The organism is Prevotella sp. P5-108 (assembly GCF_002251385.1).
Taxonomy (GTDB): Bacteria; Bacteroidota; Bacteroidia; order Bacteroidales; family Bacteroidaceae; genus Prevotella.
Window position 1 is genome coordinate 149,539 of record NZ_NPJJ01000043.1, and the last position, 26,149, is coordinate 175,687.

Annotated in this window: 19 protein-coding genes and 4 tRNA genes; 18 read left to right on the forward strand and 5 right to left on the reverse strand. The window is 45.8% G+C overall.

The window, feature by feature from the left end:
* Positions 1-96 precede the first annotated feature (96 nt).
* Both CIK95_RS08805 and CIK95_RS13475 read right to left on the reverse strand, forming a co-directional pair.
* Complete coding sequence (locus tag CIK95_RS08805) at positions 97-1,785, reverse strand: putative transporter (RefSeq protein ID WP_094421272.1); 1,689 nt, start codon at positions 1,783-1,785, stop codon at positions 97-99.
* A 243-nt stretch (positions 1,786-2,028) separates the two neighbouring features.
* Positions 2,029-2,958, reverse strand: coding sequence for a chitobiase/beta-hexosaminidase C-terminal domain-containing protein (locus CIK95_RS13475; RefSeq protein ID WP_254046446.1), 930 nt, complete (start codon positions 2,956-2,958; stop codon positions 2,029-2,031).
* A 439-nt stretch (positions 2,959-3,397) separates the two neighbouring features.
* Between CIK95_RS13475 and CIK95_RS13305 the strand changes: the two genes are divergently transcribed.
* Positions 3,398-3,613 carry a hypothetical protein gene (locus CIK95_RS13305; protein ID WP_173845665.1) on the forward strand — a complete coding sequence of 72 codons (216 nt, stop codon included), beginning with the start codon at positions 3,398-3,400 and terminating at the stop codon, positions 3,611-3,613.
* A gap of 76 nt (positions 3,614-3,689) precedes the next feature.
* Here CIK95_RS13305 and nifJ read toward each other — a convergent pair whose 3' ends face one another.
* Both nifJ and CIK95_RS08820 read right to left on the reverse strand, forming a co-directional pair.
* Positions 3,690-7,286, reverse strand: a complete 3,597-nt coding sequence (gene nifJ, locus CIK95_RS08815; RefSeq protein ID WP_022309589.1) for a pyruvate:ferredoxin (flavodoxin) oxidoreductase — start codon at positions 7,284-7,286, stop codon at positions 3,690-3,692.
* Between the two features lie 57 nt (positions 7,287-7,343).
* Complete coding sequence (locus CIK95_RS08820) at positions 7,344-8,534, reverse strand: ATP-binding protein (protein ID WP_022309590.1); 1,191 nt, start codon at positions 8,532-8,534, stop codon at positions 7,344-7,346.
* A 154-nt stretch (positions 8,535-8,688) separates the two neighbouring features.
* Here CIK95_RS08820 and CIK95_RS08825 point away from each other — a divergent pair, with 154 nt between their 5' ends.
* From CIK95_RS08825 to CIK95_RS08870, 10 genes are all read left to right on the forward strand, one after another.
* Complete coding sequence (locus CIK95_RS08825) at positions 8,689-9,750, forward strand: hypothetical protein (RefSeq protein ID WP_022309591.1); 1,062 nt, start codon at positions 8,689-8,691, stop codon at positions 9,748-9,750.
* Between the two features lie 552 nt (positions 9,751-10,302).
* Positions 10,303-12,891, forward strand: coding sequence for a DNA gyrase subunit A (gene gyrA, locus CIK95_RS08830; protein WP_094466818.1), 2,589 nt, complete (start codon positions 10,303-10,305; stop codon positions 12,889-12,891).
* Positions 12,892-12,919: 28 nt separating this feature from the next.
* The gene (locus CIK95_RS08835; protein WP_022309593.1) at positions 12,920-14,155 is read left to right on the forward strand and encodes a hypothetical protein; all 1,236 of its coding nucleotides are present in this window, start codon (positions 12,920-12,922) and stop codon (positions 14,153-14,155) included.
* A 47-nt stretch (positions 14,156-14,202) separates the two neighbouring features.
* A complete protein-coding gene (locus CIK95_RS08840; RefSeq protein ID WP_144007790.1) occupies positions 14,203-15,333 on the forward strand; it encodes a lipopolysaccharide assembly protein LapB in 1,131 nt (376 codons plus the stop codon).
* An 11-nt stretch (positions 15,334-15,344) separates the two neighbouring features.
* Positions 15,345-16,538, forward strand: a complete 1,194-nt coding sequence (locus CIK95_RS08845; protein WP_094466820.1) for a lipopolysaccharide assembly protein LapB — start codon at positions 15,345-15,347, stop codon at positions 16,536-16,538.
* Entirely contained in the window at positions 16,535-17,860 is a 1,326-nt protein-coding gene (locus CIK95_RS08850; RefSeq protein ID WP_094466821.1) for a DEAD/DEAH box helicase, read from the forward strand. The genes CIK95_RS08845 and CIK95_RS08850 overlap by 4 nt, the downstream gene beginning before the upstream one ends.
* Before the next feature lie 120 nt (positions 17,861-17,980).
* Positions 17,981-19,048, forward strand: coding sequence for a 3-phosphoserine/phosphohydroxythreonine transaminase (gene serC, locus CIK95_RS08855; protein WP_022309597.1), 1,068 nt, complete (start codon positions 17,981-17,983; stop codon positions 19,046-19,048).
* Between the two features lie 10 nt (positions 19,049-19,058).
* Positions 19,059-19,976, forward strand: a complete 918-nt coding sequence (locus CIK95_RS08860) for an NAD(P)-dependent oxidoreductase (protein WP_094385415.1) — start codon at positions 19,059-19,061, stop codon at positions 19,974-19,976.
* Between the two features lie 69 nt (positions 19,977-20,045).
* On the forward strand, positions 20,046-21,296 hold the full coding sequence (locus tag CIK95_RS08865; RefSeq protein ID WP_094466822.1) for a DUF1015 domain-containing protein: 1,251 nt from the start codon (positions 20,046-20,048) through the stop codon (positions 21,294-21,296).
* Positions 21,289-21,876 (forward strand): YigZ family protein, encoded by a 588-nt coding sequence (locus CIK95_RS08870; protein WP_094466823.1) that lies wholly within the window; start codon positions 21,289-21,291, stop codon positions 21,874-21,876. Before CIK95_RS08865 ends, CIK95_RS08870 begins: the two co-directional genes overlap by 8 nt.
* 3 nt (positions 21,877-21,879) lie before the next feature.
* Here the strand turns inward: CIK95_RS08870 and CIK95_RS08875 are convergent, their stop codons facing one another.
* Positions 21,880-22,926 (reverse strand): hypothetical protein, encoded by a 1,047-nt coding sequence (locus CIK95_RS08875; protein ID WP_144007791.1) that lies wholly within the window; start codon positions 22,924-22,926, stop codon positions 21,880-21,882.
* Between the two features lie 459 nt (positions 22,927-23,385).
* Here CIK95_RS08875 and CIK95_RS08880 point away from each other — a divergent pair.
* The 7 genes from CIK95_RS08880 (at position 23,386) to gldE (ending at position 26,149) form a co-directional block, all read left to right on the forward strand.
* Positions 23,386-23,458, forward strand: a tRNA-Gly gene (locus CIK95_RS08880).
* 37 nt (positions 23,459-23,495) lie between these two features.
* A tRNA-Leu gene (locus CIK95_RS08885) sits at positions 23,496-23,577 on the forward strand.
* Between the two features lie 28 nt (positions 23,578-23,605).
* Positions 23,606-23,689 (forward strand) — tRNA-Leu (locus tag CIK95_RS08890).
* 22 nt (positions 23,690-23,711) lie between these two features.
* Positions 23,712-23,784: transfer RNA gene (locus CIK95_RS08895), tRNA-Gly, on the forward strand.
* Between the two features lie 42 nt (positions 23,785-23,826).
* A complete protein-coding gene (locus CIK95_RS08900; protein WP_094385409.1) occupies positions 23,827-24,390 on the forward strand; it encodes a hypothetical protein in 564 nt (187 codons plus the stop codon).
* Entirely contained in the window at positions 24,387-24,803 is a 417-nt protein-coding gene (locus CIK95_RS08905) for a single-stranded DNA-binding protein (RefSeq protein ID WP_094388960.1), read from the forward strand. Before CIK95_RS08900 ends, CIK95_RS08905 begins: the two co-directional genes overlap by 4 nt.
* Positions 24,804-24,820: 17 nt before the next feature.
* Positions 24,821-26,149, forward strand: a complete 1,329-nt coding sequence (gene gldE / locus CIK95_RS08910; protein ID WP_022311389.1) for a gliding motility-associated protein GldE — start codon at positions 24,821-24,823, stop codon at positions 26,147-26,149.

A 26,149-nucleotide genomic window follows, 5' to 3' on the forward strand; every position in this document is an offset into this window, starting at 1 on the left:
TCTGTCGTTTTTCTTATTTTTTCTAAACTGAATGACGCCATAAACGATAATCAGCAATAGCGCCACATCGACGGCAATAATTTTCAGCATATAGTTTTATCCTAAAGTCAATATTAATATCTGAATGGTGATAATGCGGAGGAACATCGCAAAGGGATATACCGTGGAGTAGGCTACAGCAGGAGAATCACTTGCGGTGAGGTCGTTGGCATAACGCAGGGCTGGGGGGTTGGTGTTGGCGCCTGCCAGAACTCCGATGAGGGTGTAGTAGTTGAGGTGGAAGGCATAACGGCCGATGAGTCCGCCAATAAGGAGTGGAAGCATCGTGATGATGGCTCCATAACCCACCATGGCCAATCCGTTGCCATTGAAGACGGTATCTATAAACTCTTTGCCGGTTCCCAAACCTACGCAGGCAAGGAAGATACACAATCCTATCTCTCGTATCATCAGATTGGAAGAGATGGTATTGTAAGTAATCAGGTGGAATTTGGGACCCAAGAAACCGATAAGGATGGCTACAACCAACGGGCCACCAGTCAGTCCGAGCTTAAGTGGAGCCTGGATTCCGGGGAGATAGAAGGGAATGTTGGCAACAAAACAGCCGAGCGCAATACCCAGGAAGATAGGAATGAGGTTGGGGATGTTGAGACGCTTGATGGAATTGCCCAAACGCTTCTCGGTATGGCTGATGGCCAGTTCGCTACCTACGACGGTGACCTTGTCGCCCATCTGAAGCTGGAGGTGGGGTGCGGCAACGAGTTCTACACCAGAACGGTAAACATGGGTGATGTTGGCTCCAAAGAGAGAGCGTATGCGGAGTTGGGCCAATGTCTTTCCATTGATTTCGGGACGCGTGATAAGAATACGGCGTGAGATGTGGCCTTTGTCACACTTCTCCCAGTCTACAGTAGTGGGCTCGCCAAGGCAGGCGATGATAGCTTCAATGTCACGTGGGGCAGCTGTAATGAGCAGTTTGTCATTGAGATTCAGCACAGTCGAGCCGTTAATGACATCGGTGGGGGAGGCGGCTCCATCTACAAGCATACGAGAGATGACAAAATCTCGTTGCGAGATTTCAGCTATCTGGCGCACGGTTCTTCCGACAATCTGCTCATTCTTCACGCATACGGAGAATGGACGGACGGTCAGTTCTTCAGTAGCGCCGAGACCTCGCTTGGCTGCCTCTTCTTCCTTACCGGTATGGATGCAAAGGATATACTTCAAGAGAAGGAAGATAAGTATGGCGCCGATAACACCGATAGGATAAGCAGCGGCATAGCTGGCGGCAATGCTGGGGTCGTCTATTCCATTGAGGTCGCTATTGGCTTGCTGGGCAGCTCCCAGTCCAGGCGTATTGGTCACGGCACCAGACAAGATACCTGCCATGGTGGTGATAGGAGTGCCTGTGGTATAGAATAGAATGATGGTGACAACAATGCTTATCGCGATGGTCGATATGGCAAGCATATTGAGCCTGAGACCACCTTTGCCAAACGAGGAGAAGAAACTTGGACCTACCTGGAGGCCGAGAGAATAGACGAAGAGAATCAAGCCAAACTCCTTGAGGAAGTGGAGCAGATGCTCATCAAGATTAAAACAGAAATAACCAAAGGTAATTCCGACAAACAATACCCAGGTCAGCCCCAAAGAAATGTTGGCGACCTTGATCTTGCCCAATAATAATCCCAAGGATATTACAAGCGAAAGAATCATTACTGAGTGAGCTACACCGCCGCCCCAAAGATTGGGGAAACCCATGAAAAGGTTGTGAAGTAGTTCCATTTTTATTATGTTTATTATTTGCTATCTATTGCAGATGGAAACCTATAATGGAAAGTTGTCCCATTTTGGCTGCGAAGGTACGGAGATTTGGCGTATTGGCGTCTTTATATTTATGAAATCTCACGAACACAAGAATAGAAAAAATCTCGATAATTGCTATCGGTCGTGACAATAATGAATAAAATGGCTGCCTCTACAAGGGTAGAGACAGCCGGTAAGGTGTGAGTTAGGAAAAAATATGTGTTATTTAACAATTACTTTCTTGCCGTTCTTGATATACAAGCCAGCGGGAAGGGTCTGACCCTCGCTCATCTTAACACCATTGATGTTGTAGATGCCCTGCTTCTTGCTCTCAACCACGATAGTGTTGTTGATACCCAGGGTGATGTCGCCAACCTTTACAGGCTTAATCTGGACATTGTTAGAATAGATACTATTGCAAAGAGCATAAATATCCAAAGACTTGCCTACGCCTGCAGCACTAAGATTCTGGTTACCCCAGAGTTGAATCTTTTTGGCACCACTCATGATGAAATACTTGGCATCCTTGCCTGTGCCTTCTGCGGTTACGGTGACATTCTTAAGAAGTACCAGGTCGCAGAGGTTCTTCTTGGCGAGGAGGTCTTCTACGGTAGTTACAGTAGCGTCCAATTCCAGAGAAGAGCCAGCAGTAATGGAAAGGTCACCGGCATTGGTGAACTCATTTTTCATCATTTCGGGGATGCCATTGTAGGATTTGAAGTTCATCTTGATGCTTCCGCTTACCGTTGAGTTGAGGGTGAGGGCGAGGATGCCTACATTGTAAAGCATAAGGCACTTGCCGTTTTCGCGCAGATGGACTGTGTTGCCATCAGCGTATATCACCTTGGCGTTGTTGAGGGCGAGCTTCACATAAGTCTTGTCGGCAGTCCATCCAACTACTTCCTCTAAGGTAGCGTCAGTGCAAGTAATCTTGCTAAAGTCCTTGCTGGCAACTGTGCTCGACTTGCCACCCTTAACGGCGATAGCATTTACGGTGGTGCTCTCTGTCAAAGAGAAAGGTGCAGTGTACTTCTGCGAACTTGTTGTAGGAGTGCTTTCGTCAGTAGTATAATATATGTCAGCTCCCTCTGGGCCTGTAATAGTTACAGTGGTAGAGGTTTCAAAAGTGGCGTTACCGGTAATTGTTGGCATGGCAACTGTACCCGGAGCAGCAGGCTCCCATTCAATTGATATCTCAGTTGCATAAACCGCACCATTATTGGAACGCAATCCTACATGAGTATAGGTTCCTTCAACAGAAAGCTCAGTACTCTTACCATTTTCTATTGTGCCGATTTTCGTACCCTGAGTTTTTGCATCATATAAGTCCTTAGGGCTGCCATATGCAGAAGTACTTCCATATACATCCAACTTTTGACCAGCCTTGGTGGCTTCATTCCATACAACTGTAATTTTTTTTACAGTACCACCAGATGTCGTTGTAACAATTCCAGAATTACTATTCTTTGAACGAAGCTGAACGCAGGTCGCTTTATTTGTTGCTGCGTTAAGCGAATACTTTGCTGTAGAGGATAATTGGAAATCAGTCAAGTCGGCATACGAAGTCCCCGTGATACCTAAAGCCGAGGCTGTGAACTTGTCTGTTACGTTTGCTGCATTAGCTATGCCACATGCGCAAACTGCTAATAACAAAAGTGATAAGCGTAAAAGTTTAGTCATAATGTTTATTGTTAAAGGATTAAGTTATATTACTGCAAAGTTAGTGGTTATCTATGACACAAACAAGGAAAAAGCACATTATTTTAATTTCATGCGTTTTTTTATTGATTTGTATGAGGATAATTGAAAAGGGAGGCTTGCCAATTGGCAAACCTCCCTTCATCAGTATCCCTATATATTATATAAGGTGTATCAATTCAAGATTAGATAATCTCGCTCCAGTCTTCCTGAGTCTTGCGGACATAGCTGCGATAACGGAGCTTAGCCATACGCTCAGCCTGAGAGAAGAGTTCCTCTGCTTCATTAGGATAAGCCTTCTGAACACTCAGATAACGTACCTCTCCAAGGAGGAAGTCACGGAAGTCAGCCCAGTTAGGCTCCTTAGAATCAAGCGTGAATGGGTTCTTGCCCTCGTCGGCCAACAGTGGGTTGTAGCGCCACAGGTGCCAGTAACCACAATCAACAGCGAGTTTCTCCTCATTCTGGCTTCTACCCATACCGCCCTTACGCTTCAGACCGTGGTTGATACAAGGAGCGTATGCGATAACGAGTGATGGACCTGGATAAGCCTCTGCCTCGCGGATAGCCTTCAATGTCTGTGCATTGTCGGCACCCATAGCAACCTGGGCAACATAGATATAGCCATAGGTGGTCTGCATAAGACCGAGATCCTTCTTGCGGATGCGCTTACCCTGGGCTGCGAACTGAGCAATAGCACCGAGTGGAGTAGACTTAGAGCTCTGGCCACCAGTGTTTGAATAAACCTCAGTATCGAGAACCAAGATATTGATATCCTCACCAGATGCGAGTACGTGGTCAAGACCTCCGTAGCCAATATCGTAAGAAGCACCGTCGCCACCGATAATCCACTGGCTGCGCTTTACAAGATAGTGGTCGAGAGTCTTCAACTCCTGACATACAGGGCAACCCTGCTCAGCACCAGCGGCAATCAGAGGCTTCAGCTCTGCAGCTGCTTCCTTAGAGCCGTCAGCATCGTCCTTAGCAGCAATCCACTTGTCAGCTGCAGCAACAAACTGGGCAGGTACATGCTCATCAGCCTTTGCCTCCTCGAGAAGGTGGCAGATGCGCTCCTTCATCTTCTTGTTACCCAAAGCCATACCCAGACCGAATTCGCAGAAGTCCTCGAACAGAGAGTTGTCGAATGCAGGACCCTGGCCCTTAGCATTGGTAGTGTAAGGAGTAGAAGGAATAGAAGCAGAGTAAATAGAAGAACAACCAGTAGCGTTAGCAATCATCTGGCGGTCACCAAAGAGCTGAGAAATGAGCTTTACATAAGGTGTCTCACCACATCCGGAGCAAGCGCCTGAGAACTCAAACAGAGGCTGAGCGAACTGAGAGTTCTTGGGGCTCTGCTTGATATCTACCAAATCCTGCTTAGAGGCAACATTGTGTACGAGGTAATCCCATGTCTTAGCTTCCTCAACCATAGCGGGAGCGTCAACATTGAATGGAACCATCTTGAGAGCCTTCTCGAGTTCTCCGGTTTCCTTGTTTTTCTTGCCAGGACACACATCGGCACAGTTACCGCAACCGAGACAGTCGAGAACAGAAGTCTCGATACGGAAGTGCATTCCCTTGAGTGCAGCGGGAGCCTTAATCTCCTGAGTAGCCAGGCCAGGAACACCTGCCAGCTCTTCGTCGGTAAGAACGAATGGACGGATAGCAGCGTGAGGACAAACGAATGAACACTTGTTACACTGGATACAATTCTCTACATTCCATACGGGAACGAAAGCCTCTACGCCACGCTTCTCAAATGCAGCGGTACCATTGGCCCATGTTCCGTCAACAGTGTTATGCTTAACGAAGTCAGAAACCTTGAGCAGGTCACCAGCCTGACCATTGATAGGGCGAACCAGCTCCTTAACGAATGCAGGTGCATTGTCTTCCTTGCCTTCTTCGTCAGCAAGAGAAGCCCATGCTGGGTCTACTGTCAGTTCCTTATACTCGCCTCCGCGCTCAACTGCAGCGAAGTTGAGGTCAACAACATCCTGACCCTTTTTAGAGTATGACTTCACGATGAACGCCTTCATCTGCTCTACAGCCAGGTCCAAAGGAATAACCTCAGTGATACGGAAGAAAGCAGACTGGAGAATGGTGTTGGTACGGTTTCCAAGACCAATTTCCTGAGCTATCTTAGTGGCATTGATATAGTAAACCTTGATATTGTTCTTGGCAAAGCAACGCTTAACCTTGTTAGGAATGAAGTTAACCAACTCCTCGCCGTCGAAGATAGTGTTGAGCAGGAATGTGCCATTCTTGCGCAGACCGCGGGTAACGTCATACATGTGGAGGTAAGCCTGAACGTGACAAGCTACAAAGTTAGGAGTATTTACCTGATAAGCGCTGTGGATTGGGCTGTCGCCGAAACGCAGGTGAGAGCAGGTAAAACCACCAGACTTCTTAGAGTCATAAGAGAAATAAGCCTGACAATACTTGTTGGTATTGTTACCAATAATCTGTACAGAGTTCTTGTTGGCACCTACAGTACCATCGGCACCGAGACCATAGAACTTAGCCTCAAACAGGTCGTCACCACCCATTGGGATTTCCTCCTCTTCGGGAAGAGATGTAAATGTAACGTCATCAACGATACCTACGGTGAAGTGATTCTTGGGCTGTGGCAATTCCAGGTTCTTGAATACTGCTACAATCTTAGCAGGTGTAGTATCGGATGAACCAAGACCATAGCGGCCGCCAACGATGAGAGGCTTGCGCTCGTCGTCATAGAGAGCAGACTTAACGTCAAGATACAGTGGTTCGCCCTCTGCACCGGGTTCCTTAGTACGGTCGAGCACGGCAATGCGCTTAACAGTAGCGGGAAGAGCCTTCTTCAAGAAGTCTACAGAGAAAGGACGATAGAGGTGAACTGCAACCATACCCACCTTCTTGCCCTGCTTGTTCAGGTAGTCGATGGCTTCACGGGCAGGCTCTGTAGCAGAACCCATCAGGATGATAACATTCTCGGCATCCTCTGCACCATAATAGTTGAAGAGGTGATACTCACGGCCAGTAATCTTAGAGATTTCGCCGCAGTACTTCTCAACTACTTCAGGAATTCTGTCATAATACTCATTGCAAGCCTCACGATGGGTGAAGAATGTCTCGGGGTTTTCAGCGGTACCACGAGTTACGGGACGCTCTGGAGACAATGCGCGGTCGCGGAATTTTTTGATATACTCAGGGTTAACCAGAGGACGGATATCTTCCATATCAATTTCTTCAACTTTGTGGTACTCATGAGAAGTACGGAAACCATCAAAGAAGTTGATGAAAGGAACAGATGTCTCAAGTGTGGCAAGGTGAGGAACTGCAGAAAGATCCATAACCTCCTGTACAGAACCAGAGCAGAACATGGCAAAGCCAGTCTGACGGCAGGCCATAACATCCTGGTGGTCGCCGAAGATACAGAGTGAGTGAGAAGCCAGAGTACGTGCAGATACGTTGAATACGCAAGGCAACAGCTCACCGGCAATCTTATACATATTAGGTATCATCAACAACAGACCCTGCGAAGCTGTATAGGTAGAAGTTAATGCACCAGCCTGAAGAGAACCATGGACAGCTCCAGCGGCTCCGCCTTCAGATTCCATTTCCTGAATAGAAACTCTTTGACCGAAGAGGTTCTTACGGCCTTTAGCAGCCCATTCGTCCACATGTTCTGCCATAGGAGAAGATGGGGTAATGGGGTAGATGGCTGCCACCTCGGTAAACATGTAGCTTACATGAGCCGCTGCGGTGTTACCATCACATGTGATAAACTTTTTTTCTTTAGCCATTTTTCTAAATTTTAATGAAAGTTTGTATGTTCGTTTTTATATTTACACCTTATTATATTAATATAGGAAGCCGAATAGCCATAGTGGTATCTGGTTTTCCTTACCCACCTCAGTATTATAACGCGCATAGATGGTGTCGGGAGAGAATCTGATTTTCTGCTCACCATGGGCATCGCAAATTCTGAAGTGCTTTTCGCCGTCTACGATGTAGAAGTGGTCTTTGTTGGCCTGATTTACGATATGGTCCTTCCACAACGAGTTCACGAAGAATGTCTCCATCAGTTCCTGGTCATCGATGGTGATGGGGTAGATGGCATACATGAGATTGCTATTGTGCATCATCACCTTGGTAGGCTTCTTGGGGAATTCCTCTCCTACGGGATAGATGATATTGATAAGACGCGCATCGGCCAGATACTTGATATAGTTCATCACCGTGGCACGGCTGGTCTGTATTTCATCAGCCAGATTGCTGATATTGGGTGCCTTGGGACCTTCGACAGCCAAGAGATAAAACAGCTTCTTGATTTTGTGAAGATACTTCAGCTCTATCTGCTTGATAAGGAGGATGTCGACCTCGGTCATCATGTTCATGGTCTTCAGGAGATTCTCGGAGAAATTGCGATGTTCCAAGAAGAATGGGTAAAAACCATGATGGATATAGTCGTGAAAGTACTTGAGAGGACTTACCTTGGGCAGAATGGTCTTGATGATATGCTCATGGTTGTTCAGAATCTCGCCCAACGAATAGGGACGAAAGTCGTTGCCCGTCTGCAGGTTGAGAAACTCTCTGAATGAAAAGCCTCTCAGATTGTAGCTCTTTACGATGCCGTTGAGTTCAGGGTTCTCCTCTTTCAAGCGCATCACGCTCGAGCCGGTGAAGACTATCTTGAGATTGGGGAAAAGGTCATGACATTTTCTGAGCTCGCTGCTCCAATTGGGCTGCTTGAAAACCTGGTCAATCAACAGTACACGACCACCGTTTTTAACGAAGTCTTCGGCAAATTCAGCAATACCCAAGCCCTGGAAGTAGAAGTTGTTCATATTGACATACAGACAACTGCGGTCGGCTGCTCCAAACTTCTCTTTAGCGTATTGCAGGAGAAAGGTGGTCTTGCCGACGCCCCTTGTACCCTTGATACCTATCAAGCGGTCGCTCCAGTCAATCTCATCCATAAGATTACGACGGACTGCAGCATTTGTGTTGTCTACCAAATTGGCATGGGTGCGGAAAAAGGCCTCTTCCATAAATCGATTTACTTATATAGATGCAAAGGTAATACTAATTTTCAAAATTGCAAACTCAACTTTACAAAATATTTCCAATTTCGTATTTTTTGTCACTTCTTTGCGTTGCTAAAGAATAAACTTTGTAATTTTGTGGACAATTTACAAAACAGTTATGAAGCTACATATATTTAACCCCGAGCACGATATAGCACTTGCATCTGACATGTTCAATTTCGTGGCCCCGCATGCAGGTCGCGAGATGCGCTCCGACCTGGGTTTTCTGCCTGCGCTGTGGGCCGAGGATGGCGATATGGTCCTTGTCGATGATATCGCATCGGCACTGAGCAGGGTCAGACACCTGGGTCGCTATGCCCATGATGTGGCTTTTGTGACTTACCAGGACCTGAAGCACCTTCCGCCACTTGAAGAGATATGTCCGTGGGGATGGGATAGGTCTTTGCGCTTTCAGTTGGAGCGCAATGGAATCGCTAAGGAACTGTTGCCAACCGACGCATATCTTGACAGCATCCGCGCGATGAGCCACCGCTGGTGGGCTGGCCAGAATCTGCTGAAAAAACTCACTGAAGCAAATGACGAGCGAGTTGGCAGTTCTCGACTGATTGACAATATAAGCCAACTTGAGAACATCGGCTATACTTATGTAATGAAAGCGCCGTGGAGCAGTAGCGGGCGTGGGCTCAGATATGTCGACCAACTCACTTCCCACCAACGCGGTTGGGCCAAGAATGTGATTGCGCGCCAGGGAGCATTGACCCTCGAACCCTACTATCGCAAGATAAAAGATTTTGCAGTAGAGCTGTACGCCTATCCCGATAGAATCGAGTATTTGGGATTGTCTGTGTTCCAGTCTTCCAATGGTTCGTATGTAGGGAACATCCTTGCGAGCGAAGAGGAGAAGGTGGAAATTATCTCCAAATATATCCCGTTTCATCGGGTGCAGTCGGCCATAGATGAACTATGTGCCATCCTGACCGATGAAATGGTCGGAAAATACACCGGACCGCTTGGCGTAGACATGATGATAGTCGATGAAAACGGCATAAAGCTGCACCCGTGCGTGGAGCTCAACCTCAGGCGCACCATGGGCCATGTGGCTTTGTCATTTAACCAAACCCAGACCGCCCCGCGCAAACTTATGCAGATTTCATATAGCAGAGGGTATCATTTCAGAGTGCTCACAACTGCCGAAAACTGCTATCCGTCAGTGTGGTAATGAACACAGGACGCCTTCAGTCACCTACAATTGCACACGATTGTAAGACATCCGCTCGTAGGTTGTCTTAAACTTGTGTTCAAACCACGAAATGGCAAATTGGAATTCTGAAAAGATTAATGCGAAGTCTGAAATAACAGTTTCCTACCTTAATTTCATTCCATAGACCATCTGTAGGCTCTAAGTTCTGGGGACTCACATTATGCGCAGACGTCCATCAATTATCAAATGACTTGTGGTACTCGTCGGCACAATGACACGAACTCTTTATCCACGTTCAATTATCTCATCATCGCACTGTGTTCGTGGCTCAGCACACTCGATTATCCATTAAATAATACGAAAAAACACATTTGTTGATGCTAATAATGTTATAATTCATCAACGATGCGCTATTTTTTGCATAATTTGTTTTCACGGAAAGATATTTTTTTGTACTTTTGAACTCTGATAAAATATAGGAAAATCGCTTAGAACGCAAATAAATGCCCTTAAATGCGATTTCGACCATTTTAAGTCAGCAAAACAATTAGAATAAATATAAGTAAGTAAATGGACGAAAATCAGACAATCGATCATGATAGAATAATCAAGATCAACATTGAGGAAGAGATGAAGTCATCCTACATTGACTATTCAATGTCGGTAATCGTAGCTCGTGCCCTTCCAGATGTGCGCGATGGTTTCAAACCCGTACATCGCCGTATTCTCTATGGTATGCTTGGCATCGGCAATACCAGCGACAAGCCCTACAAGAAGTGTGCGCGTGTTGTTGGTGAGGTGTTGGGTAAGTACCACCCTCATGGAGACAGCTCGGTCTATGGCGCCCTCGTCAGAATGGGCCAGGAATGGAATATGCGCTATAAGCTCATTGATGGTCAGGGTAACTTTGGTAGCGTAGACGGCGACTCTCCTGCAGCTATGCGTTATACCGAGTGCCGCCTTGCCAAAATGGGTGAGCACGTGATGGATGACCTGAACAAGGACACGGTAGACATGACCAACAACTTTGACGACACCCTCGTCGAACCTTCGGTTATGCCCACCAAGATACCCAATCTGCTCGTCAATGGCGGTAACGGTATTGCCGTAGGTATGGCAACCAATATCCCCACACATAATCTGGGCGAAGTCATCGACGGCTGCTGTGCATACATCGACAATCCAGATATAGACACCGAGGGTCTGATGAAGTATATCCCTGCTCCCGATTTCCCCACAGGTGCCTATATATATGGTTTGGAGGGCGTCAAGCAGGCTTATGAGACCGGCCGTGGCCGCATCGTGATGCGCGCCAAAGCTGAAATAGAGACCTATGACAGTCATGACAAGATTGTAGTAACCGAAATTCCTTACGGTGTCAACAAGCAGCAGCTGATAGAGTATATCGCTGACCTCGTAAAGGAGGGCAAGATAGATGGCATCTCTAATGTGAACGACGAAACCGGTCGTCAGGGTATGCGTATCGTTGTCGATGTAAAGCGCGACGCCAATGCCAAAGTCATCTTGAACAAACTCTTTAAGATGACAGCCCTGCAGAGTTCATTCTCAGTCAACTGCATCGCTTTGGTCAACGGACGTCCCCGCCTGCTTACGCTGCGCGAGTGCGTACATTACTTTGTTGAACACCGCCACGATGTTACCATCCGCCGTACCAAGTTTGAGCTGAAGAAAGCCCAGGACCGTGCACATATATTAAAAGGACTTATCATCGCGTGCGACAACATTGACGAAGTCGTACACATCATCCGTGCCAGCAAGACTCCCAGCGAAGCCAGAGTCAACCTGGAGAAGCGCTTTGAGATTGATGAGCTGCAGTCTCAGGCCATCGTAGACATGCGCTTGTCACAGTTGACCGGCCTCCGCGTCGACCAGCTGCACGATGAATACAACGAGCTGATGAAGCAGATAGACTACCTCAACCGCATTCTCACCGACGACTCGCTGTGCAGACAGGTGATGAAGGACGAGCTGCAGGAGGTCAAGGAGAAGTATGGCGACAATCGCCGTACCGAGATTATTCCTGCCGAGCACGAATTCAATGCCGAGGATTTCTATCCCAATGACCCCGTGGTTATCACCGTGAGCCACCTGGGCTACATCAAGCGTACTCCGCTCAGTGACTTCCGCGAGCAGGCTCGTGGTGGAGTAGGAGCCAAGGGCGCACAGACACGCGACAAGGACTTCATCGAATATATCTATCCTGCCACTATGCACCAGACCATGCTCTTCTTCACCAAGAAGGGCCGTTGCTACTGGCTGAAGTGTTATGAGATACCCGAGTATGACAAGAGCTCCAAGGGTCGTGCCATCCAGAACCTGCTCAACATTGAGCCCGATGACGCTGTGAACGCCTTCCTGCGTCTGCGCGGTCGTGGTCTGGAGGATGCCGAGTTTGTGAACAGCCATTACGTTGTCTTTGCCACCGCAAACGGTACAGTCAAGAAAACTTGTCTGGAAGCCTACAGCCGTCCTCGTGCAAATGGTGTAAACGCCATCCACATCACTGAGGGCGACGAGGTGGTTGATGTTCGCCTGACCAATGGCCATAACGAGCTCATTCTGGCCAATCGCAATGGTAGAGCCGTAAGATTCAACGAGAATGCAATCCGCACTATGGGTCGTGTATCGACCGGCGTACGCGGCATGCGTCTCGACGGTGATGACGATGCAGTAATCGGAATGATTGTGGTCAACGATGCCGACAAGGAGTCTGTAATGGTAGTAAGCGAGAATGGTTACGGCAAGCGTTCGCAGGTGGCCGACTATCGCATCACCAACCGCGGTGGTAAGGGAGTCAAGACCCTCGCCATCACTGAGAAGACCGGCCGTCTGGTTGCCATCAAGAATGTAACCGATGAAAACGACCTGATGATTATCAACAAGAGCGGCATTACCATACGTCTGGCTGTGGCTGATGTACGCATAATGGGCCGTGCCACACAGGGCGTGAGACTTATCAACCTGGCCAAGAAGAACGACATCATTGCAAGCGTTTGCAAGGTAATGAGTTCTGAACTTGAGGCAACTGTCGAGGAAGAAAGCCGCGCTGCCTGGTCGCAGAAGAACGATGAAATCATGAGCGACAACACCTCTATGCCGGTCGATGAAATCGAAAATGGTGAACCTACAGAAGAATAAAACAAATACAAACTAAAAATTAAATTTTATGAAGAAACTATTGATCGCTGTGTTGATGATGCTGGGCACATCCACAGTATTTGCAGGCGACAGTGAGGCTTTGAAGGCAATCTTGAAGGCCAAGACCTACGACGAGGCACAAAGCCTGGTAAAGTCAAGCGTGAACTCTCTCGCCAACGCAGCAGAGAAGGCCAAGGCTTACAATTACCTGGTAGACCTCGCCATGAAGAAAGTGAATCACGAGCAGGAAATCATCGCAGCCAATCAGTTGCAGCAGCAGTTGAATACAGGCAAGTATGAGGCTTATGACACACTGGGTTACTACAAAGCTCTTGAGCAGGCTTTTACCAACGCCATGGAGTGTGACAAGTGGGACAATATGCCTAACGAGAAGGGTAAAATCAAGCCCAAGTTCCATCAGGCCAACCAGAACAAGCTGGTCAACATGCGTACTGAGCTGATCAACGCCGGCCAGCTGCAGCCCGCAGACAACAAGAAGGCTGCTTTTGACTTCTTCTCTCTCTATGTAGACAGCTACTCTCATCCTCTCTTCAAGGAGGTTGACCGCACTGCCAACCCCGATAAGTATCTCGGTGAGGTTGCACGTGTTGCTGCCGTCTTTGCATTCCAGAACAAGGATATGGACAATGCCAACAAATATGTTGACATCGCTCTCAACGACACCGCTTCTTATAAGGAAGCCCTCAATCTCAAGATTTATCTCTCATCGCAGGACCTGAAGACCAAGGAGGACTCTGTCAAGTTTGCCAACACTCTGAAGACTCTCAACGAGAAGGATCCCAAGAATGATATGGTATTCAGCCAGCTCGCTGCTGTACTGCAGGCTTTGGGCGACAAGGACGGTGCAAGCAAGCTCATCGAGTCTCGCCTTGCTCTGAACCCCAATGACTATTCAGCTTTGGCTCTCAAGGCTCAGAACGCCATGAATGCTGCCACACAGGATCCTGCATTGTATGATGTAGCCATTGAGAACTTCAAGAAGGCCATCGCTATCAAGCCCAATGACGACGCGCTGATTTATACCTATCTTGCATTCAGCATCAATGCCAAGGCTGCTGCATGCCAGAACGCCAATGAGCAGAAGGTTCTTTGCCAGGAGAGTGTAACTTACCTGGAGAAGGCTCGTGAGTTGGACCCCAACCGTGAGCGCGCCAACTGGACCTATCCTCTCTACCAGTGTTATTATACGCTCTATGGAGCCGATGACGCTCGTACAAAGGAAATTGAGGCACTGACTAAGTAAAGGTTTAATCACTGATAAATACCGGGGTTGGTCGCCTAATCAATAGGTTGCCAACCCTTTTATTGTTTGAAGATATGATTAGAGATAATAGGACAAATGCGTATATAATGATTATGATGTTCCTTTCTTGCTGCGTCGGCAGCATCTGGGGAGATAACGTAAATCATGCAGCACAGGCAGACAAGGCAAACAGAGAGTTGCAGTTGCTTGTAGCCAAGTTGCCCGTATGCCGCGACAGTACCTATTATTATAGTCTTATCGAGAAGATAGTAGAAAAAAGTATAGAGTGCGACAGTCTGGACTGTCAACCCAATGCCAAGGGAAAGGTGAAGCCGCGTTATCGTCACACAAATTCATCCGTTGTGGGTAAACTCAGACGCAAATTGGTTGATGGTGGTATATATTATCAGGGGAAGGACCCGGTCAGAGGTCTGGCTTTGCTGCAGTTGTACATTGATACACAGCATCATCCCTTATTCGATAAGTCAAAGCAAGAGATTGGTCTGGCGGCATTGTGTGCCGGCAAGATGGCTTATGGTATAAAGGATTACAGCAAAGCGGAACGTATGGCAGATTTGGCTCTACAGCATATAGAGACCGCCAAGGACGCTGCCCAACTGAAAATATACTGCATGAAGATGCTGATGAAGACGGAAAAGGATGCGGTAATCTACATCAATTCTCTCTTGGCGCTTCACGAGAAAGACAGATCTAATCAAAACTATGTGGAATTGATTATACAGTATTATTCCGACAAGGGTCTTGCCGATGAATTGGCTCATTTTGTTGACCACGAACTGGAAAACTCTCCGCGCAACAAGATGCTTTGGGCTCTGAAAGGCGAAAGACACATGCAACTCCATCAGTGGGATACTGCAATAGATGCGTTCAAATGCGCAATTGCCCAAGATTCGCTGTTTCTCCCTGCTATTTATAACGTAGGTATCTGCTATACATCCAAAGCCATTCAGTTGAGCGACAAGCACAAAGAGGATAAAGACAAAGTGCAGATAGACTCAATAAACTCCCTGCTTGAAGAGGGCAAGGTATATCTCGAGCGCGCCAAAGAATTGGACCCGGCAAGGCATACGGTGGACTGGGCTCCGCCTTTGTATCAGCTTTATTATGCGCTCAACGATAAACGCGCCGAAAATATAAAGAAATTGATTAAATACTAAACATAAGCACGATGAAAAGGATAACATTACTATTATGCATAATATGTATCTGTCTGCAAATCAATGCGCAGAAGAAAGAAATATCTTTGGCCAAAGACAATATCAAAAAAGGAACCAACCTGGAGCAGGCCGAGAGTAGCATGGCTAATCTCCTGAAAGATTCGGCCAATAGAAACAATGAGAAGATATGGCTCACACTCTATGAGGCCCAGAAGAAACAATATGAACAAGGCAATGAGAAGTTGTATCTGAAGCAAGATTACGATACAGCCAAGTTATTCTTGTCGGTCAAAAAGATGTTCCAGACTCTTGAAGGGCTCGACTCTGTGGACGGCCTGACCGACAAGAAGGGTAGAGTGAAACTCGTCTATCGCAAAAAGCATGCCGCTATGCTCGACGTACATCGCAGAAATCTCTACAATGGTGGCGCCTACTTTGTAAACAAGCAGAATTTCAAGGAGGCATACAATTTCTTTGATATGTACCTCAACTGTAGTATCCAGCCGTTGTTCACCGGTTACAAATACGATGAAACCGACAAAAATATGCCTTCGGCTGCTTATTGGGCAGTATATTGCGGTTACAAGCTCCAAGACCCTAAAGCTACGCTTCATTATGCTTATTGGGCATTAAAGGATACTGTACATTATCAATATATGCTACAGTATCTTGCCGAGACTTATAAAATGGAGAAAGACACGATGAGATATGTAAGTGTACTGGAAGAAGGCTTCAAAAAGTATCCCCGCTTCCCGTTCTTTTTCCCGCGTCTGATTGAATATTATACCAAAAATGAACAATATGACTCTGCGCTTTCTCTTTGTGATAAGGCTTTGCAAGTAAATGATAGCAGCAATCTATTCAAGTTCACCAAAAGTTCGGTGTTGCTTAGCTTGAAACGCTATAAAGAGTGCATCGACCTCTGCGATAGCGTCATTGCAAAAGACAGTACTATCCTTGGTGCATATCTCAATGCAGGTTTGTCCTACTTCAACCAAGCAGTAGAAGCAGACAAAGCTCTGAAACAAACTGACAAACAAAAGAAAGAAATCATACAGTTATATAAAAAGGCGTTGCCATACCTGGAAAAATACAGGAAGATGGTTCCGGACGAAAAGAGTCTATGGGGGCTTCCTCTATATACCATTTACTTGAACCTGAATATGGGCAAAGAATTTGATGAAATAGACAAACTCTTAAAATGAAAACAATCAATGAACTTACCGAAAAAATCGGTATAAATCATCTCAATGAGATGCAGGGTGCTGTAGTCAAGGCTATACAGCATACAAATGACAACATTATGGTTTTGTCACCAACTGGCTCAGGCAAGACATTGGCCTATATTTTGCCATTGGTATGCATGGTAGACTCGGCTTCGGATGACTTGCAAGCGATAGTCATTGTCCCTGGACGCGAATTGGCTTTGCAGTCTTTGAATGTGTTGCGCAGTCTCGGCAACGATGTTCGCGGCTATGCATGCTATGGTGGTAGACCTACGATGGATGAACATCGTCAGCTCCGTCAGCTCAAGCCCCATATCATATTTGCTACTCCAGGAAGAATGAACGACCACATCGACAAAGACAATGTGGACGTCGACAGCGTCAAGTGGATAATAATAGATGAGTTTGACAAATGCCTCGAAATGGGCTTCCATGAGGAAATGTCTTATCTTATCAATCGTCTGCCCTTCAAAGCACGGCAGATACTTCTATCAGCAACCCCAGCTGAAGAAATGCGCCACCAGACCATCTTGAAAAGCAATTTCAAGGTGATGGACTTCATTCCCAAAGACGAACAGATTTCCGACAGAGTAAGTATATACCAAGTGCGTAGTCCTCAAAAGGACAAATTGGAAGCCTTGGGGAAACTTCTTTGTCAATTAGGCTCAGACAGTACTATCGTCTTCCTCAACTACAGGGATGGCGTGGAGCGTACTGCTAACTACTTGAAGGATTGCGGCTTTGTTGTCAGTTATTATCATGGTGGCTTGGAGCAGAAAGAGCGCGAAGCAGCAATCTACCGTTTCTCTAACGGTTCTTCCAATATACTCGTAAGTACTGACCTGGCATCTCGCGGTCTGGATATTCCCAATATCAAGAATATAATTCATTATCATCTTCCCGATACTGAAGATGCCTTTGTGCATAGGGTAGGGCGCACGGCTCGCTGGAATGCTATGGGTGACAGTTACTTCGTTCTGGGACCAGAAGAAAGCATCCCGGAATATGTGGAAGCTGAGATAAAGGAATTTACCCTGCAAGACGACATCACCACCATACCTCTGCCGACAATGGCCACGATTTATATCGGCAAGGGTAAAAAAGACAAGATATCCAAAGGTGATATTGTCGGTCTGTTGTGCAAAAAGGCAGAGCTTGAAAACAATGAGATAGGTCGTATTGATGTCAAGGATTATTATTCCTACGTTGCCGTTCCTTCGCAGAAATTATCGAGAGTTCTACAACGCTTGGCTGGAGAGAAAATCAAAGGCGTCAAGACGCGTTTTGAGCCCCTAAAATGAGAAAATGAACAAAAATTAAAGGTTTATCAAAAATTGTTAGGTATTTATTTGTTCATACCGAATAAATCTCGTATTTTCGCAATATAAATCAACTTAACTATTTAATCAATATTGATTCGTATGGAAAAATACAACTTTAATGCAGGTCCCTCTATGTTGCCACGAGAGGTGATTGAGAACACAGCCAAGCAAATGTTGGATTTCAATGGTTGTGGTTTGTCTTTGATGGAGATTAGCCACCGCGCTAAGTACTTCCAGCCTGTAGTAGATGAGAGTGTTGCTCTTATCAAGGAATTACTTGATATACCAAGCGGATATTCGGTTATTTTCCTTGGAGGCGGCGCTTCTCTGCAGTTCATGCAGATTCCAGCCAACTTCTTGCTCAAGAAAGCAGCTTATGTGAACACTGGAACATGGGCAAAGAAGGCAGAGAAAGAAGCAAAACTTTTTGGTGAAGTTGTAGAAGTCGCCTCGTCTGCAGATGCAGGTTACACCTACTATCCTAAGGATTTTGAGGTTCCTGCTGACGTTGATTATCTGCACGTTACCACCAACAATACGATTTATGGAACGGAATACCGCAAGGACTTCGATGTAGACGTTCCACTTATCGCGGATATGAGTTCAGATATTATGAGCCGCCCGATAGACGTGTCTAAATATACGGCTATTTATGCTGGCGCCCAGAAGAATATGGCCATGGCCGGCGTTACCGTGGTTATTGTTAAAGACGATATGCTTGGTAAAGCTCCCCGCGAATTGCCCACAATGATAGATTATCGTACACATGTAGACAAGGGCTCTATGTTCAACACTCCTCCAGTTGTCCCCATTTATTCATTGATGGAAACTATGCGTTGGGTGAAAGCCCAGGGTGGTGTCGCAGAAATGGATCGCCGTGCAAAAGAGCGTGCTGATATGCTGTACTCAGAAATCGATCGCAACAAGCTGTTCCATGGCACAGTTAAGGAGGAAGACCGCTCATTGATGAACATTTGCTTCGTCATGAACGAAGAATACAAAGAGTTGGAGAAGGACTTCTTTGATTTCGCTACTGAGCGCGGCATGGTGGGCATTAAGGGCCACCGTTCTGTTGGAGGTTTCAGAGCGTCATGCTATAACGCACAGACCATCGAAGGTGTTAAGGCCATGATTAAGGCCATGCAGGATTTTGAGAATCAACATTAATATATTGGATATGAAAGTATTAGTTGCAACAGAAAAACCATTTGCAGCACCTGCGGTTGTAGGTATCAAGAATGAGTTGGAAGCCGCTGGAAACGAGGTTGTTTTTCTTGAGAAATATACAGAAAAGAGCCAGCTGTTAGAGGCCGTTGCTGACATAGATGCAATGATTGTCCGTTCAGACAAGGTTACTTCCGAAATTCTCGATGCAGCCAAGAACCTCAAGATTGTAGTTCGTGCTGGTGCCGGATATGATAATGTTGATTGCGCCTATGCCAAGGAGAAAGGCGTAGTTGTAGAAAACACTCCAGGCCAGAACTCCAACGCAGTAGCAGAACTCGTCTTTGGTCTGTTGGTTTACGCTGTACGTAATTTTTATAACGGCAAAAGCGGTTCAGAACTTAAAGACAAGCGATTAGGTATCTTGGCTTTTGGTAATGTCGGCCGTAATGTTGCCCGCATTGCAAAGGGATTTGGTATGACTGTATCTGCATATGATGCGTATTGTCCTGCAGAAGCAATAGAAGCAGCGGGCGTGCATGCATGTAGCAGCGTGGATGAGTTGTTCCAGAACAATGATGTGGTTTCATTGCATATTCCTGCTACCCCTGAGACCATCAATAGCATCGACTATCGCACGGTCAACCAGATGCCTAAGGGAGGAATCCTCATCAATACTGCCCGTAAGGAGGTTATCAATGAGGCCGAACTGCTGAAGCTCATGGCAGAGCGTACTGACATGAAATACATATCAGACATCAAGCCCGATGCCGACGAGGATTTCGCAAAGTTCGAAGGACGCTATTATGCCACTCCCAAGAAGATGGGCGCTCAAACTGCTGAGGCAAATATCAATGCAGGTATCGCCGCAGCGAGTCAGATTAACTCTTTCTTTGAAAAGGGTGACACCAAGTATCAAGTGAACAAATAATCTATAAAAGATCATCTCCTCCGCCATTGGTGGAGGGGATGTTTTTTCTTAACAAACCTAAACTTAATTATGGCAATCATCAAACCCTTTAAAGGTGTTCGTCCTCCTCAGCAATATGTCGAGGATGTAGAATCTCGTCCTTATGATGTTCTTGATTCAGAAGAGGCAAGAATAGAAGCAGGGGATAACGAGAAGAGTCTTTATCATATCATCAAACCGGAAATTAATTTTGAGCCAGGCACTTCCGAATACGACCCACGTGTTTATGAAAGTGCCAAAGAGAATTTTGAACTTTTCCAGAAGAATGGATGGCTGGTTCAGGATTCCGAGGAACATTATTATATATACGCCCAGACAATGAATGGCAAAACCCAATATGGTATTGTTGTTGGAGCATATGTAGATGACTATCTTAATGGCGTTATCAAGAAGCATGAATTGACACGTAGAGACAAAGAAGAAGACCGCATGAAGCATGTCAGAATCTGTGATGCCAATATGGAGCCTGTCTTCTTTGCATATCCTGACAATCAGACGCTTGACGCATTGCTGACAAGATATGCTGCGACCAAACCTGAATATGATTTCATAGCCCCCATTGACGGCTTCAGACATCAGTTGTGGGTTGTGTCTGACGCTGCAGACATCCAGACCATCACGGCCGAGTTTGCCAAGATGCCGAGCCTTTACATTGCCGATGGGCACCATCGTTCAGCAGCAGCTGCGCTTGTAGGTGCCGAAAAGGCAGGCAAGCATCCCAATCATACAGGAAGCGAGGAATACAACTACTTTATGGCAGTTTGCTTCCAGGCATCCCAGCTTACCATTCTCGATTACAATAGAGTCGTCAAGGATTTGAACGGTATGTCGTCAGCGGAATTCTTGGAAGCGCTAACAGCCGATTTCATCGTAGAGAAGAAGGGAGAGCAGGAATATCATCCCGCCCGTTTGCACGAGTTCTCGCTCTATCTTGATGGACTTTGGTATAGCCTTGTTGCCAAAGAAGGAACCTACGATGACAATGACCCCATCGGCGTCTTGGATGTTGACATCTCTTCTCGATTGATACTGGATAAACTTCTCAATATTACTGACTTGCGCAGCGACAAGCGCATCGACTTCGTTGGCGGTCTTCGTGGATTGGGCGAACTCAAACGTCGTGTTGACTCTGGAGAAATGCGCATGGCATTAGCCCTCTATCCAGTGACCATGCAACAGATTATGGATATTGCCGACAGCGGCAAAATCATGCCTCCCAAGGCCACTTGGTTTGAACCCAAATTGAGAAGCGGATTGGTTATACACAAACTTGATGACTGACGAATATAAGACAATAACAGAAGTAATAGGCGAGGGATTCTACTCGGAGAAACGGAGTAAATTTCTCGCCTTTGCTCATCATGTAGAGACCATCGATGAGATTAAGGACATTCTGGCGTCATACCGTAAAAAGTATTATGTCGCCAGACACGTATGCTATGCCTATGTGCTTGGTGCCGACAAGGCCGATTTCCGAGCCAATGATGATGGCGAGCCCTCATCCACGGCAGGCAAGCCCATATTGGGACAGATTAATTCTTATGACTTGACCAATGTGCTGGTAATTGTGGTCAGGTATTATGGCGGTGTCAACTTGGGAACCGGCGGCCTGATTGTCGCATACCGCACCGCAGCCGCCGATGCCTTGGACCACGCGACCATCGAAACCCGCCTGGTTGAGGAAGTCATAACCTATTCATTCCCATACCCTATGATGAATGCAGTGATGCGTGTCATCAAAGAGATGCAGCCGCGCATTGTATCGCAGACTTTTGACAACACTTGTTCCATTTCTATGTCGATACGGCAAGAAATGGCCCCGGTTCTGCGCGACAGACTTGAGAAATTATCTTTCGAATAACCACTAATTGTCGGTATTAAGAAAGATAATTCTCTCACATTGCGTTGCGCTGGATTTGGTTTTAGGAGTCATCAGATACCACTTGTATGGCTCTATATACAGCGACTGAACATTTTTACAGCTGCGCAGCTGATCTTTATAGAGTACATAGTTCCCCGTTTTACCCATTTGCGCCTTTTGGAAGACGCTATGCAGGGTTTGGTTGCCCACAGTCGTCTTGAGTCTCGTGCCAACAGAATTGTAGGTAAGAGTGACATTTTTGATATAATAAGGAGCCTCCTTCCAAGTGCCACCAATGAGATATGGCTTGTAACCTGTCATTTTGTCACCCTTTTTCAGCTTCTTGAAACCCACTTCGTTTGCAGTTCCAGAGACACCCTCATAAACTTCAACTCCTTCACCAAAAACTTCCCATGGGTCATCAATGGTAAAGGGGAGCACCAACGTGTTATAATAACCCACTTCAAATTTTCTATCGAACTTGATGGTACCCGTAAACTTTGTATTCGTCAAGTCGGTATTACCGTTGAGCTCCAGCACAGGGTCCTCGCCCTTCTCTTGGACTACATAAAATTTGATAGGAAGATAATCAGTAGAGCTTTTGTTAATCAGGCGATAGGTATATGCAGTACGATGAAAGCGCATGAACTTGCTCCCCACCTTGACATCAGTCACGCCATTGGCGGTTTCAAAGGTAATGGGGCTACGCGCGTCGGCAGTAAGGGCAAACATGAACTGCAAAACATTGTTAGATGAAATACTATTATCGACTATAGATACAAATGCATTTGACTCAGGCAAATATAGGTAGAACTTATCTTCGACCAGTTTTACCTTAAACATTTGAGTATTTGCAGCTAACTTATCAATTTCCTTATACGTAGCTGTGCCTTTGAAGTCATAGACAACATCACTTCTATCATCTCTACTAAGAACCAAATCATACAATTTAGTCTGTCTTTCACCAGTAACAAAGCAGTCTTGCCCGTCTTTCAATCCGCTGGCAGCCTTGATTTGTTTGTATTCAAGGTTTTGTCCGCATATTGTCATAGCTACCAATAAGGCAGCTTGTAATAGATATAGTCGTTTTAGCATTGCTTATTTTTATAGCAAAGATAGTGCTTTTTATTGTTATACCAAAAGGGAACTGAGCATTTTTATCTTGGTTATTCATTAAAATATAGTTTTTCCATCCAAAACCAAATGTCCGAAACAGCAATTATTTATCATTTCAAAGTTGAATTTATTCAAATCATGACTTGAAATTGTCAGATAAAATCTCGCATTGAGCATTTCCCACTTGTAATTTTAGTATTTTTCGGTTTCGGGCAAAATAGGCTCGAATTTGCTGTTTATATAATATAATAAGGTGGCTTTGTCGTATATGAGCAGAAGAATAGAAAAAATCGATGTTTTTATGAAAAAAATCTTGGAAAGACTTGCAGGTATAACAAAAAAGCACTACCTTTGCATCGCATTTAGAGAAATGCTCCTTACAAAAGGATTTATGCGGCAATAGCTCAGTTGGTAGAGCACGACCTTGCCAAGGTCGGGGTCGCGAGTTCGAGTCTCGTTTGCCGCTCACATTTTGGATAAAGCCAATAGAGAATTTTCTCAATGCCCAGGTGGCGGAATTGGTAGACGCGCACGTTTCAGGTGCGTGTGCCGCAAGGCGTGCAGGTTCGAGTCCTGTTCTGGGCACGGTTTTTATCTGAGATATTTATTTGTTGGAGGGGTGGCGGAATTGGTAGACGCGCTACTTTGAGGGGGTAGTGACAATTATGTCGTGGGAGTTCGAGTCTCCTCCTCTTCACAAATAAAAAATTATTTCTTGTGCGGCAATAGCTCAGTTGGTAGAGCACGACCTTGCCAAGGTCGGGGTCGCGAGTTCGAGTCTCGTTTGCCGCTCTTTTCTTGTCCTTTTTATTTATAGAGAAACATCAAAATTAAATGAATTTATACATTAGATATTTCGATAAGGAAATTCTTGTTTATAGCGTTGAAGAAGCATTGGATTTTCTTCGTTCTATTCCAGAAGTTGATATCACGCCCAGTATGGAGAAAGACATACGTGAGTTTGCAAGCAACGATATGTTTTTCCCGAAGAGATATAAGGTTCGTCCACGCGTATATTTTATAATGATAAAGACGACCGCTCAAAACATGGATGATTTCAAGCAGAAGAAAGCTGTACGCCCAATGGTTCCAGGTATGAATGACCGCCGCGACTTGATAGCCTCTGTCACCACTAAACTTACTGAGATTCGCGAAGGATGGTATGAGGGTAGTTTGGATTTCAAGCGCGTTGTAATGGTTCCCAATACCGGCAAGCACGAATATAGAGATACCCATTTTGAGGTAAGGTGCAAAGCCGTGTCAGGCATGGACTGCTATAACCGGATGGTAGAATATCTGCGCCAGCGCGTCGACGCTCGCAGCCAATTCCCTTCTGCCAAGGGTAAAAACTTTAAGTTCTCTTATTTAGGAAGATGGAAGGAGGAATGTGACTTATGAATAAAGTAATGTTGATAGGCAATGTGGGCAAAGATCCTGATGTGCGCTACTATGAGGCTGACCAGGCCGTAGCCCAAGTATCACTTGCAACCACCGAGCGCGGTTACACACTTCAGAATGGTACACAGGTGCCAGACCATACAGACTGGCACAATCTTGTCTTCTATCGCAACTTAGCCAAAATTGTCGAAAAATACGTCAAGAAGGGTGACAAGTTGTATATAGAAGGACGCATACGTTACCGTTCGTATGATGACAAGCAGGGCAACCGACGATATTTAACGGAGATTTTAGTGGAGAATATGGAAATGCTTACCCCGAAAGCTACATCTCAGCCCACGCCCACAACCGAACAGGGCAAGACTGATGGTGGCACTGCCTCTGCCGAAAACAACAAGGTACTTCCGTTTTAATTAAGGTTATACTAACATTGGACATTACATTTCTATCTGAAACATTAAGCGATGTACACTTGAATGCGCCATCCTTTGGCGTACTCTTTGCCTTCTTCATGGCAATAGTGCTGTTGTTTGTATCTGGGTTTGCCAGTGCTTCCGAGATAGCATTCTTCAGTTTGTCTCCTTCTGATGTATCTGAACTCGAGCAGTCAAAGACCAAGAAGGACAAGCATATAAGTATGTTGCGCGAAGACAATGAGCGCACACTGGCAACCATCCTTATCGGTAACAATTTCGTCAATGTTACCATCATCATGCTATGCAACTATGCTTTTGGCAACTTAATCAGTTTTGGCGCCAAGGCTTATTGGCTGCAGTTTCTGAGCCTTACTGTCATCCTTACATTCCTGTTGCTCCTTTTCGGCGAGATTATACCCAAGGTCTACAGTCGGCAGAATCCTTTAGCATATTGCCGAGTATCAGTTGGAGGAATAATGTTCATGCGCCGGCTCTTTTGGCCGCTCGAAACGATACTGATCAAGAGCGGCATTTTCTTGGAGAAGATGGTGCACAAGGAAAACCAGCATCTGAGCATGGATGACCTGGAACAGGCATTGGAGTTGACTGACAAGAATGAAATCAAGGACGAAAAGAGCATCCTGCAAGGCATCATCCGCTTTGGCGATGAGACGGCGAAGGAAATTATGACCAGCCGACAGGACATTGTCGATATAGACATTCGTAGCTCGTTTTCTGAAGTGATGTCATGTATCCTGGAAAACAACTATAGTCGCATTCCTGTCTATCAGGACAATGATGACAACATACGCGGTATTTTGTATATCAAGGATCTGCTGCCTCACGTCTCCAAGCCGGCCAATTTCAGATGGCAGAGTCTGATTCGCTCGGGTTATTTTGTTCCCGAAACCAAAAAGATAGACGACTTGTTGCGCGAATTCCAAGAAAACAAAATCCATATTGCCATTGTGGTAGATGAATTTGGCGGCACCTGCGGCTTGGTTACACTTGAGGATATTCTGGAAGAAATAGTAGGCGAAATCAATGACGAATACGATGATGACGAAAAAACGTATTCCAAGATTAATTATAATACCTATCTCTTTGAGGGTAAAACACTGCTAAGTGATTTGAGCCGAATTCTTAATGTCGATGACGACGCCTTCAGCGATGTGGAAGGCGATGCTGATACTCTGGCAGGAATGTTGCTCGAAATCAAGGGAGACTTCCTTAGCCTGCATGAACGCATAGACTACAAGAATTACACCTTTGAGGTAATGGAGCTGGAGGGCAGACGCATCAGTAGGGTAAAGGTTATCGTACACGATTTGCACAATAATTGA

Excerpts from the sequence above, each read along its gene's own strand:
- CIK95_RS08900 (WP_094385409.1), top strand. The coding sequence starts at position 23,827 with ATGAATTTATACATTAGATATTTCGATAAGGAAATTCTTGTTTATAGC.
- CIK95_RS08845 (WP_094466820.1), top strand. The coding sequence starts at position 15,345 with ATGAAAAGGATAACATTACTATTATGCATAATATGTATCTGTCTGCAA.
- CIK95_RS08905 (WP_094388960.1), top strand. The coding sequence starts at position 24,387 with ATGAATAAAGTAATGTTGATAGGCAATGTGGGCAAAGATCCTGATGTG.
- CIK95_RS08820 (WP_022309590.1), bottom strand. The coding sequence starts at position 8,534 with ATGGAAGAGGCCTTTTTCCGCACCCATGCCAATTTGGTAGACAACACA.
- CIK95_RS08870 (WP_094466823.1), top strand. The coding sequence starts at position 21,289 with ATGACTGACGAATATAAGACAATAACAGAAGTAATAGGCGAGGGATTC.
- CIK95_RS08825 (WP_022309591.1), top strand. The coding sequence starts at position 8,689 with ATGAAGCTACATATATTTAACCCCGAGCACGATATAGCACTTGCATCT.
- CIK95_RS08875 (WP_144007791.1), bottom strand. The coding sequence starts at position 22,926 with ATGACAATATGCGGACAAAACCTTGAATACAAACAAATCAAGGCTGCC.
- CIK95_RS13475 (WP_254046446.1), bottom strand. The coding sequence starts at position 2,958 with ATGCCAACAATTACCGGTAACGCCACTTTTGAAACCTCTACCACTGTA.
- CIK95_RS08865 (WP_094466822.1), top strand. The coding sequence starts at position 20,046 with ATGGCAATCATCAAACCCTTTAAAGGTGTTCGTCCTCCTCAGCAATAT.
- CIK95_RS08850 (WP_094466821.1), top strand. The coding sequence starts at position 16,535 with ATGAAAACAATCAATGAACTTACCGAAAAAATCGGTATAAATCATCTC.
- CIK95_RS08835 (WP_022309593.1), top strand. The coding sequence starts at position 12,920 with ATGAAGAAACTATTGATCGCTGTGTTGATGATGCTGGGCACATCCACA.
- CIK95_RS08805 (WP_094421272.1), bottom strand. The coding sequence starts at position 1,785 with ATGGAACTACTTCACAACCTTTTCATGGGTTTCCCCAATCTTTGGGGC.
- gyrA (WP_094466818.1), top strand. The coding sequence starts at position 10,303 with ATGGACGAAAATCAGACAATCGATCATGATAGAATAATCAAGATCAAC.
- nifJ (WP_022309589.1), bottom strand. The coding sequence starts at position 7,286 with ATGGCTAAAGAAAAAAAGTTTATCACATGTGATGGTAACACCGCAGCG.
- serC (WP_022309597.1), top strand. The coding sequence starts at position 17,981 with ATGGAAAAATACAACTTTAATGCAGGTCCCTCTATGTTGCCACGAGAG.
- CIK95_RS08860 (WP_094385415.1), top strand. The coding sequence starts at position 19,059 with ATGAAAGTATTAGTTGCAACAGAAAAACCATTTGCAGCACCTGCGGTT.